Raw genomic sequence first — 14,513 nt, 5'->3', positions numbered from 1 at the left:
CTACGTCAAACGTATAACGTATCTATCTCGAAACTTCCATTATCTCGAATTCTATTTTACCGGCCGGTACCGTGATCTCAGCAATCTCACCAACCGATTTGCCCAACAACCCTTTAGCTATAGGCGAGGTTACAGAGATCTTGCCCGATTTCATATCGGCTTCGCTTTCTGCAACCAATTGATAGCTCATGGTGGCGCCGCTTTTTACATTTTTGATTTTAACGATAGACAGCGCTAATACTTTTGACACGTCAATTTTCGACTCGTCCAACAAACGGGCGTTAGCCAGGGTTTCCTGCATCTGGCTTATTTTAGCTTCGTGCAAGCCTTGCGCTTCTTTAGCAGCATCGTATTCGGCGTTCTCAGAAAGGTCGCCTTTATCGCGCGCCTCGGCAATTGCCTTTGATATGTTAGAACGGCCCGTTGTTTTTAATTCTTGTAATTCTTGTTTTAGTTTTTCTAAACCGTCTTTGGTAAAATATGCTACCTCTGCCATAACTCAAATTTAAATTCTTTATAAGTCTTGATTGGTCACCAAAAAAAACCGCCCTCCCTTTTATAGAAGGACGTGATGACTTTAAAAACAAACAAGACTATAAAGGCGTGCCCGTATAGTCTTGTTTTATGTAAAACGAAGATAAGATATTTAAGTTTTGATTTCCAAATTTTTGTTTGAGTAACAAAATTTGGGAATCAAAACTTAGTGATTAGTGGTTGGAGATTAGTGATTAGTTGATGGTATGGTTCCTAATCTCTGTTCAACTAATCTCCAATCACTAAACTGGCTTCCGCCAGTTTACCCGCCATTACCTCGCTGATCTTCCTATAAGAATCGAAGGTCCAGCCGGCTACGTGAGGCGTTAGTAACACTTTGCCTGATTTTTTCAGATCATCAAACCATTCCTGCTCGCCCAGGGCCGGGAATTTTTCGGTTTCCAGTACATCCAGGCCTGCGCCTAATATTTTGCCTGCTTTAATGGCGTTTAACACGGCGCGCACCTGGGCAACCTTACCACGCGAGGTATTGATAAAGAATATCGGCTTTTTAAAGTGAAACAACAGTTCGTCGCTGATCATGCCGTTGGTTTCTTTGGTTAGCGGTACGTGTACGCTCAGTACATCGCTATGCTTTACAATCTCTTCCATGGTTACTTCGCGGGCATAGCGGTCAGAAAAGCCGGTTTTATATTTGTCGTAAGCTATCACCTCCACCTCAAAACCCGATAGCTTTCTGGCAAAGCTTTTCCCCATAAAACCATAGCCAATAATGCCCACAGTTTTACCTTTCAGTTCAAATCCACGATTAGCCTCGCGCTTCCATTCACCGTTGCGGATCTCGGCGTCAGCCGTGTTAAAATGGTTCATGAGCGATAAAAGCAGACCCACCGCATGTTCGCCCACGGCATCCATATTGCCTTCGGAAGCGTTGATGAGTTTAAGGTTTTTCTCGGCGGCATAAGTCTCGTCGATATTATCCATACCGGCACCCGCGCGGCAAACAAAGCGCAGGCTGGTTGCTGCGTCAATTAATTGCTTATCTACATTAAATTTTGATCGGATAACCAGGCCAGCATAACCAGCGATGATTTCTAAAGCCTCGGTTAATTTTATAGTTGGCTGGTAGTTGCATTTATAGCCTAGTGCCTCAACTTGTTCAATAAATATGGGGTGGATATCGTCGACGATAAGGATATTGTTATTTGTCATTTATTTAGTAGAAATATATTTTAGTCTTGCTGCTGTCATTACCTCTTCATGAGAATGCACATTACCTGATTCAACATCTTGTAGCCCTTGTTCGATGCCATCTTTAACGCATTGAGGCAAATCGTCATAGAAATCAGGGTCCGATTTTTTGTCCGGTCGCTCGATATCCAAACTGGCCATAATTAAGAGTTTAGACGGTATTCTTTTAACAAAGCAGATGCAGGTAAATGCAATAATTCACTAAACTTCCTGATCATGGTTAGCGATAGTGGCTGTTTATAATTAAGCACCTTACTAACTGTACCCTTATCACCATACGCCTCCGCCAGATCCGCTGCTTTGTAACCAAAATCCTCCATTCGGATTTTAATCATTTCAACAGGGTTAACTTCCGGAAGATCCCAAAGAGAGTTTTCGTAATTCTCAATCAAGTGCACAAGCAAAAGCTTTTCTTTATGATCATCGCCTGCTGTTACCTGTTTGATTTGTTCATACCTCTCAATAGCTTTATTATACTCTTGTTCGGTTTCAATTAAAAACCATTGTGGTTTTTGATTCATAATTTTCAGATTTTTAGATTACGCTAAATAGACGATGCATCTATGTTGTCGTATTCGTTATGGGTTCCTACGAACCTAATTTCAACCACCGCATCAGCATAGTCAACTTCGATAATTAGTCGATATTTATTGCCAACAATTTTGAAGCGTGCCCTTTTTGAGGGTATGAGTTTTGCTTTTGGAAAGTCTGCCAAAATATCGGCTCCTTTTTTCCATTCGGCTTCTTGTACTATTTTTCTCCAGGTGCTAACACTATTGGCTGCATCCGCATGCTTTTTTGCAAAGTCTAGTAATTTTTTTTGAGAGATAATACGCATTGATGCTAATATTTATGTTACTCATTATTCGGCCATCTCTTTTCTTCATACGATGCTTTTCGTTTTTTCTATATAGCTCGTCCGGGACCTTCCCAGCATGATACAAAGTTAAAATAAAGTTGGCAAAAAACCAACTTTGATTTATTAAGTAGGTATTTTAAGATTAATTACCTTTGAATATGTCCTCATCAATCAAAAAAACAATTCTCTTTCTTTTGATGACCGCCTGCTTAGCACTATCCTCGCAAGCACAACAAGCCATTATCAAAGTAACACCGCCGGTATTTGGTTTTTACAGCAAATTACTTGATTGCGGTGGCATCATGATCCGCTCATCAAACGAGGTGGATGATAAAGCCTTGCAGGTTGCGGCGCAAAAAATCAATTTGATGCTGACTGATATCCCCAACATCCGCTACAACCTGGCGCAATGGGGCGCCGAGATCCATATCATCAGCAAAAATCAACAAACATCTGATCTGCCTGAGTTTCGCGGGCAAAAAGACGTGCCTTATGTAGATACTCGTGGTACTACCACTAACATCGATCAGCGTACGCGTGGCATGGGCGGTATCTATACCTCGTGCGGCGAAGAGAACTTGCTTAACCTGCCCGGCGACCGTTATGCCGGCGGCTCTGATATTTGCATCCACGAGTTTGCGCATAATATCATGGATTATGGTTTGGACGATGGCTTGAAAGCCAAGATCAAAGATCAATATCACAAGGCCATTGCCAAAGGTTTATGGAAAGACGCTTACGCAGCCATCAACCAAGGCGAATACTGGGCCGAGCTATCTATGTGGTACTTCGGCGCGCACGGCGAGTTTCTAAAAGGAACACAAACCCCCGCACCCGGCCCTGCAGCATTAGCCGCTTATGATGCTGAAGGTTTTGCTTTGCTTAAAGCCATTTATACCGGCAAATTAAGTACGCCTAAGGCTGATGTAGCCGCAGCGCAAAGTGTTGGGGCAAATACCAAGTCGACCGGAATGAATCAGAAAGTTTATATCATGTTTACCAATAATACCAATCAGAAATTGAAACTGTTTTGGATTGATTACCTGGGTAAAGCGCGGCCTTACGGCGAGTTATCGCCCTACAATAAAAGCATTCAAAAAACTTTTGCGGGGAATGTTTGGAAGGTGACTAACCCCGAAGGGAAAGTAATAGGTTTTTATACCACCAATGCGCCATATGCTATGGCAACCATATCATTAGCTCCGGGTAAAGGCAATGATCATTATAACTAGCGGTTGGTGCTAACCTGCTGCGTGATCTTCACAAAATCGGCAACAGTTAGGCGTTCAGCCCGAAGGTCAAGCAGCGCATCATCGCCCATTTTATCTTTGGGGATTACCGATGACAGCGCATTACGCAAAGTTTTACGGCGTTGATTAAAGCCTGCTTTAACAACCTGCCAAAACAGCTTTTCGTCGCAATCCAGTTCGATAGTCTCATTACGGGTTAAGCGGATCACTGCCGACAGTACTTTAGGCGGCGGATTAAACACACCTGCTTTAACCGTAAACAGGTATTCAACTTTATAATAGGCCTGCAGGAAAACGCTCAAGATGCCATATTCTTTACTCCCCGCTTTGGCGGCGCAGCGTTCGGCTACTTCTTTTTGAAACATGCCGACAACCTCAACTACCTGGCTACGGTTATCTAACACTTTGAAAAGTATCTGTGAAGAGATGTTGTAAGGAAAATTACCAATAATACCCAGCGGGCCGTTAAATCGCGCAGCAAAATCAAGCTGTAAAAAATCGGCATTGATGAGACGGTCGCCTAGTTTGGGGTATTTCTTTTTCAGGAAATCGTACGATTCGGTGTCGATGTCGATCAATGAAACTTCATACAAATCGCGCTCCAGTAACACGTCCGACAGGATACCCATGCCCGGCCCAACTTCCAGTACTTGCGTAAAACGATTTTCGGGGCGCAGGCTGTCAACTATCTTGGTGGCGATATTTTTATCGGTCAGGAAATGTTGGCCCAGGTGTTTTTTTGCCCTTACTAATGTCATTATCAACAAATATTTGAGCAAATTAAGTCATATTTGTTCTTTAATCAGGAACTCTGAGCCTAAAATCTTTTCTTTGCAGTATAATGTGAGCGAAAAGCCGAAGGCTTAAAGCTAAAAGCGAGAATCGGTGTTATCTCAAATACACCGGTGTAATCAAACCAAATATGAATAAACTAAAAATAGGCATCAGCATAGGCGACGTAAACGGTATCGGACTAGAGATCATCATCAAAACCCTGGCCGAAAGCATGATCTATAACTATTGCACGCCCATTGTTTATGGACATACCAAAGTAGCCTCATTCTACCGCCGGGTGACCGAAGTAAGCGAGCTGAACTTTAATGTCATCGATCATCCGTCAAACGCGCAGCCAAAACGCGCCAACATGATTAATTGCTGGGAAGAGGATGTAAAAATTGAACCGGGTGTGCCTAATAAAGAAGTGGGCAAATTTGCATTTGCTTCGTTAGAGCGCGCTACGGCCGACTTGATTAATGGCGACATTGACGCACTGGTTACTGCGCCAATTAATAAAGACACTATCCAAAGCGAGAGCTTTAATTTCCCGGGCCATACCGAATATCTGCAGGACCGCGACGGCGCTGCCGAGTCGTTAATGTTTTTGGTAAGCGATACTTTGCGTGTAGGTGTTGTTACCGGCCATATCCCGGTTAACCAGGTGGCAATCGCCATCACTACCGAAAAAATATTGGCGAAAATTAAGTTAATGAATACCAGCCTGCGCGAAGATTTCTGGATTCGCAAACCAAAGATTGCGGTGTTGGGACTGAACCCTCATGCAAGTGATAATGGCTTAATAGGTCATGAGGAACAGGATGTAATTATCCCGGCAATCGAGGAAGCCCGCGCCAATGATATCCTGGCTTTTGGCCCATATGCTGCAGACGGTTTTTTTGCTAACGCGACTTACATGCAGTTTGATGCCGTGTTGGCCATGTATCACGACCAGGGTTTGATCCCGTTTAAACAGATAGCTTTCGAATCGGGCGTAAACTTTACTGCCGGATTGAAATTTGTACGCACCTCGCCGGACCATGGTACGGCTTATGATATCGCCGGAAAAAATGAGGCTTCGGAGATCTCTTTCCGCGAAGCGATTTTTACCGCGCTGCATATCGCCAAAAACCGTAAAGAGGGCCTGATACTAAATGAAAACCCACTACAGTTTACCAAACTGCAACGCGACAGGGATTAAGGATATCAACATCAGTACTCCACAAATGTTAATACAAAGGCCTCATATAGAGGCCTTTTTTGTCTTGGCATTGGTTATATTTGGAATAACCTGTTATACTAAACCCTTTAATGTTATGCGAAAAGTTTCAGACATACTGGCCCGTAAGGGCGGTAACGTAGTTACCATTGATGCTGCTACATTAGTGTTAGATGCCTTAAGACTGATGGCCGACCAAAACATTGGATCGATAGTCATTACCGAAGATGGTGCGTATGCAGGCATCCTGACCGAGCGCGATTATGCCCGTAAGGTTATTTTAGAGGGACGCTCATCAGATCACACCACAGTTGGCGAGATTATGAGTACCAATTTGCCAAGACTGTTGCCTGAAAACACGGTAGATCATTGTATGCAGGTAATGAGCGAAGGCAAGATCCGTTATTTGCCGGTGTTTAATTACAGCGAATTGATAGGTATTATTTCTATGAGTGACGTGGTTACAGAAACCATTCTATCGCACGAGCACACCATTGAGCAGTTGAAGAATTATATACAGTCGTAAAGGATTTCTTTTAATCATGTCATTTCGAGCATAGCGAGAAATCTTATACGAGCGATAATAGCAAAGCGTATAAGATTTCTCCCGTTGGTCGAAATGACAAACGTTTAGTATTTTGTATTACCTACTCTTCGTCCCAAAAGACAGCCCCGCCGAAATCCCCACCATAAAATAAGCATAGCTATCCTGGAAATAAATATTATACTCATCCTGCCCGCGATAGCCCCCGCCTATCATACATGCGGTGTTTTGCATAAACGGTAACTGGTAATAATATTTAAGACCCACGTTGAGGCGTTTTTTAGCATCGGTAAAATTGTAATCGTTGTCTTTGTCCAGGATGTACTGCAGGTCTAATTGTACACGCATCCAATCGTTAAAAACTTTTTTGTCAGGATCAACAGCATCGTTGTATTTTTTGGCCAGGCTGTATTGCCAGGTGCCTTTGGCACGTACCCAGCCGTATTTTCCTTCCAGGGCGTGAGCGTAGCCCAACCCTATCAAAGCTGCATGCAATTCTAGTCCACCCGCGAAATTATTGTTGATGATCAGGTTCTCTTTATCCGTGCGATTATCGGCATGATACAGCAACGTATAGAAGTTGGTGGTAAACTTACCGCTGTCGACATTAATGGTGCCATTAGGGTTAGCCGTTGGCCCTTCAATGCCGTTGGAGTGGTGATTATAAGCTACCGAGAAGAACTTGGCGTGGTACATATTGTCATTCACCCTAAAATAAACCGCTAGCCCCGGCATATAGCTCGGTGATTTTACCGGCGAGCCATGCGCAGCAAACAAACGAATACTAATCTCCGGCGTAGCCACCACAAAAAACGGCAGCTTGGGTGTATTGATCAGCACGAAATTGCCTACCAGGTCTGAGGTTAGCAGGGTTTTATTTGGCCCGCCGTATTCATTGCCAAATATCGACGCTTTTAAGTTTTGGGTATAAATTTGATTAAACTCCTGGTTAATTATTCGTTTTTGGCGATAAGCGGTATCGGTTTGCGCGCTGGCTTTTACAGCTATCAGGCAAAGGGCCAACAGGCAAAACGCATGGGTAAATTTGTTCATGAGTGTGGGTAAATGTTTGTTCAATTACGGGAATTAGGTTGCTGCGGATTTTATTGTTTGCGGCTTCGCGATGTCGGCTATTAGTCAACATTTGGCGCTATAGCTGTAGCACCACATTTTTTCCTTATCTTGTACCACACAAAAACATAGCGTGACTTTTAAAGATTTTAATTTTAACGACGAGCTTACAGAAGGCCTAACAAGCATGGGGTACACCACTCCGACACCCATACAAGGTATGGCTATTCCGCTTATATTGGAGGGGAAGGATTTGATTGCCTGCGCCCAAACCGGAACCGGCAAAACTGCGGCTTTTTTACTGCCGATATTGGAAAAGATAGGCCGTACGGCTAAAGACCATACCAGTACCCTGATACTAACCCCAACGCGCGAACTGGCTCAGCAAATTGACCAGCAAGTTGAGGGCCTGGCCTATTTTACCGGCATCAGCTCTATAGCTGTATTTGGTGGTGGCGACGGCCATGTTTACGAGCAGCAACGCCGTGGCATACAAAATAATGTAAATGTTATTATAGCTACCCCGGGCAGGCTTATTGCTCACCTAACATCGGGTATATTAAAGCTGAATAAAATAGATTACCTGATACTGGATGAAGCCGACCGCATGCTGGACATGGGTTTCTCTGACGATATTATGCGCATCATCAGCTACCTGCCTAAAGAGCGGCAGACGCTGTTATTCTCGGCTACTATGCCGGGCCGTATCCGTAATATGGCTAAAAATGTGCTGCACAATCCCGAGCAGATCAGTTTGGCCATATCGCAACCTGCGGTAGGTATAGATCAGCAGATCTATCGCCTGCATGACCAGCAGAAAACGCCTTTATTGCAGCATTTACTGAAAGACGGCAATTATTTGAGCACTATTATTTTTGCTTCGCGAAAAGAGATTGTCAAATCATTATACAAAGAATTAAAAGCGATAAAACTGCATGCCGAATCGTTCCACTCTGATCTGGAACAAAAAGAGCGTGAAGAAATTCTGCTTCGCTTTAAAAATAAACAACTGCCTATTATTATTGGCACCGACGCACTTTCGCGGGGTATTGATGTGGAAGGAATCGATCTGGTAATTAACTATGATGTGCCGGCAGATGCCGAAGATTATATCCATCGCATTGGCCGTACCGCACGCGCTGCCACCAAAGGCACCGCCATCACTTTTGTTAATCATCGTGATGAACGCAGGCTGAAAAGTATTGAGGAGCTGATTGACCGTAAGATTACCCAGCACCCGCTACCCGAGCATTTATTAAGTATTGCCGAAGTAAGACAACCGGAAAGAAAACCAAATCAAAACCGCAATAGCCCCAATAAAAAGCGTGTCTGGAATAAAAATAAGCCAACCAATAAAAGCTAATTTATATATGAGACTTTATCAATCATTAAAATTAACCGCGGCTTTGCTGGCGCTATCTACCGGCGTTACGCTGGCGCAAGATGCTGCTAAAACTACTTCAGGCAACCCAATTTTCCCGGGCTGGTATGCCGACCCGGAAGCTAAAGTATTTGGTAAAACCTATTGGGTATATCCAACCTATTCTGCTAAATACGAAGAGCAGGTTTACCTCGACGCCTATTCATCAACCGATTTAGTGCATTGGACCAAACATCCGCATGTGGTGGATACTGCCGCTGTAAAATGGGCGCACAAGGCCATGTGGGCGCCTGCGGTGACAGAGAAAGATGGCAAATACTATATTTTCTTTGGCGCTAATGATATTCAGAATAATCAGGAGCTTGGTGGTATCGGTATTGCCGTAGCCAAGAAACCTGAGGGCCCCTTTAAAGATTATTTGGGCAAGCCGTTAATTGGTCAATTTGTCAATGGTGCGCAACCAATAGACCAGTTTGTTTTCAAAGATGACGATGGCCAATACTACATCGTTTATGGCGGCTGGCGCCATTGCAATATTGCCAGGTTAAACAAAGACTTTACCGGCGTTGAGCCGTTTGCCGATGGCGAAACTTATAAATCCATCACCCCGAAAGATTATGTAGAGGGACCCGTGATGTTTAAACGCAAAGGCAAATATTATTTAATGTGGAGCGAAGGCGGCTGGACCGGCCCTAACTACCGCGTTGCCTATGCCATGGGCGATTCGCCAACCGGCCCGTTTGAGCGGATTGATGTGGTATTGAAACAAGACCCGGCTATTGCTACCGGCGCAGGGCACCACTCGGTGATCAACATCCCTAAAACCGACGAATGGTACATTGTTTACCACCGTCGCCCGTTAGGCGATCATGATGGTAACCATCGGGTAACCTGTATTGATAAAATGTATTTTGACGAGAACGGCCATATCCTGCCGGTAAAGATTACCAATGAAGGTGTAGCGCCAAGAAAAATTAAATAGTTTTTGATTATAGCATAAAAAAAACGCCGTGGATTCCGCGGCGTTTTTTTTGTTTTTAAACGTTTTTATCCGTCGTTATTGGTTCGACCGCTTTTGCGAAGAAGGCAAGGCTTTCATCAAACTACGTGAAACAAAAAAAGACTTAAACGTAATAAAAACCGTTTCATTCTGTTTCACTATAATTTTATAATATATTATATACCAAATAGTTATATAAAAATAGTGTTTCACTTGTTCATCTGTTTCACACACACGTGAAACAAAACAGTGCAACGGTTTAGCTTGCTATCTTATGCAACATCCCCCTAAAGATGAAGTAGTGGAAGGGTAGCATAGAGATCCAGTATAGCCGGTTGCCCCGGTGAGTAGTATCTTCGTAAACACCGTGTTGCAAAACAACGGCCAAAGAAAGAAGACACTACTTGACTACCAATCTATTTTAACCGTTTGATCTCCGGTTACAGTGTACAGCACATGACCATCGACTATGGGCTTTCCTTTTATCGGTTCTTTACTCCCTTTAACCGTAACGGTGAACTCAGGCAGCTTTTTACGGTCTGTCTTCACCATGATGATCTGGCCCTGTAATCTGCCGTCGCCCGCCAGCTGAAAGCTTATCGGTCGTCTCTTTTTAGCGGCAAAGCCAATCATGGGGTAGTCGCAAAAGATCATGAATGATTCGTCGGCCACTTGCATATAATGCCGCGGGAGGATACCGAAAGCATTACCGGCACCGTAAACCTCTTGCCCTACCTGACCCGATTTCTCCCAGCCATCCTGTACATCTTCTAAAGCAATCCATAGTGCAGGATCTAAAGCGCCGATCTTTGGTTTTTCGGGCAGCATATCTTTTGCCATCATTGGTGGATAGTAATGCGGCGCCCTGTCTACCAGGTATTTAATATACTCAGCCAACAATAGCCTTGCCGATGGCAAGATATTTTCGCCTTGCGCATGGTGTAGGTAGTCATGAAAGGCGCAAAACACTTCCTGTTCTTCATATACCGCTGTATATGGCGCATCATTTAACGGGAACACCGCAAAGAACGACGGATGATCTTTGAGATAACCATATTGGATATCCCAAAGCCTCACGTTTTTGAATACGTTAGCCAGGCATAAGTAACTTAATTCTTTGTATATCTCTTTACCGGTTATCTTATATAACCGGAGTAAAGCTCCGGATGAGAACGCGGTATTATTAGCCTGATAAAACAGATCGAATTCTAATCCCACTAACTGCTTTGCAGCATGCTCTGCCTCAGCCAGATACTTTTTATCTTTGGTTAATTCCCAAGCCTGCAGCATGATATGCGCGTATAAACCCGGTACATCTTTTTCGCCGCCCTTGCCCGGAACCGTTTCTGCTTTAACTACCTCAAGTGTATCCATTTTATAGAATACCGGCCATTGGTAGCCGAAGTGACGAGCCACTTTAATGGCAAAACCAATCGAGTTTAGAAATAGCTTTTCGGCATCTTTATCGCCTTTCAAAGCCAGGCGAGACAGGTTCAATAAAGGATGATGCAGATACCAGGAATCCATCACCATGGGTTCTTTTTGCTCTTCCTCGCCCTCCAATTGGTCGGTTACCGCCGGGTGCCAGCGCATAATGGTTTTTAGCTTTTCGTCGTAAAATGCAGGCAAGCCTTTTTTAATCGTGTCTATCGCTTCCAGGTCAGATCCATGCCATTCCTTATAATCTATGAGCGGCAATAATACCGCAAGCTGCACCATAATTTCGGGAGGCGTTACGTAGTCACAGAAATAGGCATTAAAATAATGATTCCCGGCAACCTGCGACCAACAACCCGGGCTGTGCAACAGATCTTTCAAGCCTTTGTCCAGAATATCGGGCCAGTGTTTGTAATTGGTATCAGGCTTGGGTAGCGCCAGATACAATGCGGCCATCATATCCAGAAATTGATTTGTCCGTACCGCTTCGTCCTTCACCAAATTGGCATCAAAAGCAATAAAAGCATCGCTAATAATTACACGCTTGCCAGCGGTTAGTGGTTTGCCTTTTATAGTTGGTGGCAAAGCAAAACCTATATCCGGCCATTCGCCGCCGACGGTATCACTTGCAGATGTCTCTGTTTCCTGGCAATAATCGCCCAGAGCAGTTAAATTTTGAAGATAAAATACGGTTACCGGTTCGGGCTTGTTTAGCTGAAAATACAGCTGCCCAGACCTTGTGCCTATTTGCTTCACCAATATATCGCCATTACTTTTTTCAGGATCATTGCTTTGCCCAGGCACCAAAATGTCTCGCGGCCAAAACGGCACCAAGATATCTGCTGATGGTTTAAAGCTGGTGGTATAATGAAGTATAGGGAACGCGTCGTCTGTTATATCGATATCTACTTTAAAATCACCTATTGCCGAGGTTAACTTTAATTCTGTGCTGTCAGCATTTATGTTTTTAAGCTTTAGACTACCTCCCGGCGCATAAGCGGCCCTGAAAGACAGGGCGCCTTTTTTGGCCCATGTTACTTCAATCCAAAAGGAATCTGCTATAAGCCTGCCCGCAAATTGAAAGGCTCCAACTTGTTTGTTAAATGCTTCAGGAAAATCAGGATCTCCAAAAGTTGCGGCAGCCGCTTTGGTCCAGGTAGAAACGTAGCTCATATTCTAATCAATTAGTCTTGTAGACCTTTAACCTATTTGCTGCGCAATTAGTTTTGAATTTAATATCTAATGTTCTAATTAATCCTATCGGCTGTATTCCTAGATGGCTTTCTTATTTGTAGGAATATTTAATTAAAATTACCGGCAGTTGCTGGCTAGCAGAATTATAAAAAACGTAAAGCCCCTGATGGGCAGGGGCATTTACGAACCAATTATAAACCAAATTATATGAGAGAGAGAATTTTAACAGAGGCGTGAGAACGGGTTCGAACCATTGTAAGATGTTTTGCAGACATCTGCCTAACCACTCGGCCACTCCGCCTTATTATTATTGAGGTTAGCAACGGAGTCGAACTGCTGTAGCAGGTTTTGCAGACCTGTGCCTCACCGCTCGGCCAGCTAACCGTTTATATATTTTTAGGTGCATAGCTTATGATGTTTGATGAATAAATGATGGTGTTATTATAGAAAGTTTCGCTGTAATTATGCCATAGATGGTTTGCCTTATCATCAGTATAAAGCATGTGTCCGGCTGCATAATGCCGGACGGCTACCCTGTTGGCTACAGATCCTAAAGCTGTTATAGTTTGATCAACCGTAGCACGGGGAGTAGCAAGGTCATAATCGCCGCTTACTACCTGTACTTTAATATTTTGATTGCCGGCCAGCAAATGTTGCAATACCGGGACTACGTCTAAATAACCATTAGCCATTTCGGGGCCGTAGTTCCAGTTTGGGGTGGCGATGGTAGCCAGGTAATTTAATTTATTGGTATAATGTAGTACTGTTTTATTATAGCCGGCAAACGCAGCGGGAAACGTTTCGCGCAGCTTTTGTTCGCTTGGGTCGGCGCTGGCTACGGTTGCTGTATCCCGATCGTCATAAATTCCCAACCGGTTAGATTTTGATTTAAGCAGCAAATGTGCAAACTCGCTGTCTGTAACCCTGCCATTAAGATGGCGCAGCGTCGTAACATCCAAGCCGGTATACTCACTTAATGTGTCAATAACAGCAGCCGAAATTACTTTAGCAGATAGCGCATTTTTATATGCACCAAAAGCAAATTGATTAACCCGATTTTGCAATTGCGTAGCAGACAGGTCCTGCAATTTGGGGCTTAAACGTTTGTGGAATTGTGCCGACAAAGCGTAGGTTGCCAAATAGTATGGATAAGGATTATCATTCCCCTTTCTGAAAGTGATCAGCTTATAATTAAGTGCCGGTGATATCAGCGTTAAACCGGCAACCTGCGTCTTTAAAGTATCTTGTAAGTACGCGGCCAACCCCACGGCCCTGGCTGCACCATAGCTTTCGCCGGTTAAAAACAGCGAACTGTTATTGCGGTGATTTTCTTTTAGATAATTGCTAATGAATGCAGCAATGATCCTGATATCTTCATGATAACCATAAAAGCGACGCGCATCGGTACCATCTTCCGGGCGGCTGTAGCCTGTACCTACCGGGTCTATAAATACCAGGTCTGTAAATCCTAACCAGGTATCATTATTTGTTTGGCAAACCGCCTTGCCCGGCGCCACACGCACTGGCCCGAAAGAACCCATATGCAGCCAGATAGACGACGAGCCCGGCCCGCCGTTAAAAACAAATGTTATGGGTTTGTTGCTGCTACCGCTAGTGTAGGCGGTATAAAAAAGCTGCGCAGTATGATTTTCAGAATTATTGATTGATGAGTAGCCCGTTGTGGCTTTATAGTGTAATACCCCGCTATTTGAAGTGATGGTATGATCGCTTATGGTAGTTTTAAAGGCGCTTGCTCCGGCCAGTTCGCGCAGCGATATAAAAGCCGGGATATTTTCCCATGAACTAAAGGTTAAGAATGCAATAACGCCCAGGATAGATAAAGCGAAATATTTATGGGACGTACGAGATTTAAAAGAGGCAGACATAGAGATATTCAAAAATGTTTAATGGACGATAGAATTGCTGAACGGCGGACGAGAGTTAACAACAGCAACACATGACCGCAAGGGAGTGCGGCATTGGCATTAAATACTGATTTTTGAAACTTTTTACTGACATATTGAGTGCAAACTTAAGG

General features: G+C 43.8%; 14 protein-coding genes and 2 tRNA genes. 5 read left to right on the top strand and 11 right to left on the bottom strand.

The window, feature by feature from the left end:
• Nucleotides 1–22: 22 nt before the first annotated feature.
• From greA to HB679_RS16210, 5 genes are all read right to left on the bottom strand, one after another.
• Complete coding sequence (gene greA / locus HB679_RS16230; protein WP_214073058.1) at nucleotides 23–496, bottom strand: transcription elongation factor GreA; 474 nt, start codon at nucleotides 494–496, stop codon at nucleotides 23–25.
• Between the two features lie 266 nt (nucleotides 497–762).
• Nucleotides 763–1,707, bottom strand: a complete 945-nt coding sequence (locus HB679_RS16225) for an NAD(P)-dependent oxidoreductase (RefSeq protein ID WP_214073057.1) — start codon at nucleotides 1,705–1,707, stop codon at nucleotides 763–765.
• Nucleotides 1,708–1,887 carry a hypothetical protein gene (locus HB679_RS16220; protein ID WP_214073056.1) on the bottom strand — a complete coding sequence of 60 codons (180 nt, stop codon included), beginning with the start codon at nucleotides 1,885–1,887 and terminating at the stop codon, nucleotides 1,708–1,710.
• A 2-nt stretch (nucleotides 1,888–1,889) separates the two neighbouring features.
• Complete coding sequence (locus tag HB679_RS16215; protein ID WP_214073055.1) at nucleotides 1,890–2,267, bottom strand: XRE family transcriptional regulator; 378 nt, start codon at nucleotides 2,265–2,267, stop codon at nucleotides 1,890–1,892.
• A 23-nt stretch (nucleotides 2,268–2,290) separates the two neighbouring features.
• Nucleotides 2,291–2,584 (bottom strand): type II toxin-antitoxin system HigB family toxin, encoded by a 294-nt coding sequence (locus tag HB679_RS16210; RefSeq protein WP_214073054.1) that lies wholly within the window; start codon nucleotides 2,582–2,584, stop codon nucleotides 2,291–2,293.
• 218 nt (nucleotides 2,585–2,802) lie between these two features.
• Between HB679_RS16210 and HB679_RS16205 the strand changes: the two genes are divergently transcribed.
• Nucleotides 2,803–3,837, top strand: a complete 1,035-nt coding sequence (locus tag HB679_RS16205; RefSeq protein ID WP_214073053.1) for a hypothetical protein — start codon at nucleotides 2,803–2,805, stop codon at nucleotides 3,835–3,837.
• Here the strand turns inward: HB679_RS16205 and rsmA are convergent.
• Nucleotides 3,834–4,613 carry a 16S rRNA (adenine(1518)-N(6)/adenine(1519)-N(6))-dimethyltransferase RsmA gene (gene rsmA / locus HB679_RS16200; protein ID WP_214073052.1) on the bottom strand — a complete coding sequence of 260 codons (780 nt, stop codon included), beginning with the start codon at nucleotides 4,611–4,613 and terminating at the stop codon, nucleotides 3,834–3,836. The two genes, HB679_RS16205 and rsmA, sit on opposite strands and share 4 nt — an antisense overlap.
• A gap of 164 nt (nucleotides 4,614–4,777) precedes the next feature.
• Between rsmA and pdxA the strand changes: the two genes are divergently transcribed.
• Complete coding sequence (gene pdxA, locus HB679_RS16195) at nucleotides 4,778–5,830, top strand: 4-hydroxythreonine-4-phosphate dehydrogenase PdxA (RefSeq protein ID WP_214073051.1); 1,053 nt, start codon at nucleotides 4,778–4,780, stop codon at nucleotides 5,828–5,830.
• Between the two features lie 115 nt (nucleotides 5,831–5,945).
• Nucleotides 5,946–6,374, top strand: a complete 429-nt coding sequence (locus HB679_RS16190; RefSeq protein WP_214073050.1) for a CBS domain-containing protein — start codon at nucleotides 5,946–5,948, stop codon at nucleotides 6,372–6,374.
• Nucleotides 6,375–6,491: 117 nt separating this feature from the next.
• On the opposite strand, the gene HB679_RS16185 is transcribed toward HB679_RS16190, so the two are convergent.
• Entirely contained in the window at nucleotides 6,492–7,445 is a 954-nt protein-coding gene (locus HB679_RS16185; protein ID WP_214073049.1) for a hypothetical protein, read from the bottom strand.
• A 151-nt stretch (nucleotides 7,446–7,596) separates the two neighbouring features.
• Between HB679_RS16185 and HB679_RS16180 the strand changes: the two genes are divergently transcribed.
• Nucleotides 7,597–8,826: a DEAD/DEAH box helicase gene (locus tag HB679_RS16180; RefSeq protein WP_214073048.1), complete on the top strand. Its 1,230-nt coding sequence runs from the start codon at nucleotides 7,597–7,599 to the stop codon at nucleotides 8,824–8,826.
• A gap of 7 nt (nucleotides 8,827–8,833) precedes the next feature.
• A complete protein-coding gene (locus HB679_RS16175) occupies nucleotides 8,834–9,826 on the top strand; it encodes a glycoside hydrolase family 43 protein (RefSeq protein WP_214073047.1) in 993 nt (330 codons plus the stop codon).
• Between the two features lie 426 nt (nucleotides 9,827–10,252).
• Here the strand turns inward: HB679_RS16175 and HB679_RS16170 are convergent, their stop codons facing one another.
• The 4 genes from HB679_RS16170 to HB679_RS16155 form a co-directional block, all read right to left on the bottom strand.
• Nucleotides 10,253–12,454 carry a hypothetical protein gene (locus tag HB679_RS16170; protein ID WP_214073046.1) on the bottom strand — a complete coding sequence of 734 codons (2,202 nt, stop codon included), beginning with the start codon at nucleotides 12,452–12,454 and terminating at the stop codon, nucleotides 10,253–10,255.
• Nucleotides 12,455–12,704: 250 nt separating this feature from the next.
• Nucleotides 12,705–12,776, bottom strand: a tRNA-Cys gene (locus HB679_RS16165).
• Nucleotides 12,777–12,788: 12 nt separating this feature from the next.
• Nucleotides 12,789–12,859, bottom strand: a tRNA-Cys gene (locus HB679_RS16160).
• Nucleotides 12,860–12,861: 2 nt separating this feature from the next.
• Nucleotides 12,862–14,361, bottom strand: coding sequence for an alpha/beta hydrolase (locus HB679_RS16155; protein ID WP_214073045.1), 1,500 nt, complete (start codon nucleotides 14,359–14,361; stop codon nucleotides 12,862–12,864).
• Between the last annotated feature and the right edge of the window lie 152 nt (nucleotides 14,362–14,513).

Source organism: Mucilaginibacter sp. dw_454 (genome assembly GCF_018449775.1).
Classification (GTDB): Bacteria; Bacteroidota; Bacteroidia; order Sphingobacteriales; family Sphingobacteriaceae; genus Mucilaginibacter.
This window is presented reverse-complemented; position numbering and strand designations above follow the sequence as displayed.

Excerpts from the sequence above, each read along its gene's own strand:
- HB679_RS16155 (WP_214073045.1), bottom strand. The coding sequence starts at position 14,361 with ATGTCTGCCTCTTTTAAATCTCGTACGTCCCATAAATATTTCGCTTTA.
- HB679_RS16170 (WP_214073046.1), bottom strand. The coding sequence starts at position 12,454 with ATGAGCTACGTTTCTACCTGGACCAAAGCGGCTGCCGCAACTTTTGGA.
- greA (WP_214073058.1), bottom strand. The coding sequence starts at position 496 with ATGGCAGAGGTAGCATATTTTACCAAAGACGGTTTAGAAAAACTAAAA.
- rsmA (WP_214073052.1), bottom strand. The coding sequence starts at position 4,613 with ATGACATTAGTAAGGGCAAAAAAACACCTGGGCCAACATTTCCTGACC.
- HB679_RS16210 (WP_214073054.1), bottom strand. The coding sequence starts at position 2,584 with ATGCGTATTATCTCTCAAAAAAAATTACTAGACTTTGCAAAAAAGCAT.
- HB679_RS16225 (WP_214073057.1), bottom strand. The coding sequence starts at position 1,707 with ATGACAAATAACAATATCCTTATCGTCGACGATATCCACCCCATATTT.
- HB679_RS16220 (WP_214073056.1), bottom strand. The coding sequence starts at position 1,887 with ATGGCCAGTTTGGATATCGAGCGACCGGACAAAAAATCGGACCCTGAT.
- pdxA (WP_214073051.1), top strand. The coding sequence starts at position 4,778 with ATGAATAAACTAAAAATAGGCATCAGCATAGGCGACGTAAACGGTATC.
- HB679_RS16185 (WP_214073049.1), bottom strand. The coding sequence starts at position 7,445 with ATGAACAAATTTACCCATGCGTTTTGCCTGTTGGCCCTTTGCCTGATA.
- HB679_RS16175 (WP_214073047.1), top strand. The coding sequence starts at position 8,834 with ATGAGACTTTATCAATCATTAAAATTAACCGCGGCTTTGCTGGCGCTA.
- HB679_RS16190 (WP_214073050.1), top strand. The coding sequence starts at position 5,946 with ATGCGAAAAGTTTCAGACATACTGGCCCGTAAGGGCGGTAACGTAGTT.
- HB679_RS16215 (WP_214073055.1), bottom strand. The coding sequence starts at position 2,267 with ATGAATCAAAAACCACAATGGTTTTTAATTGAAACCGAACAAGAGTAT.
- HB679_RS16205 (WP_214073053.1), top strand. The coding sequence starts at position 2,803 with ATGACCGCCTGCTTAGCACTATCCTCGCAAGCACAACAAGCCATTATC.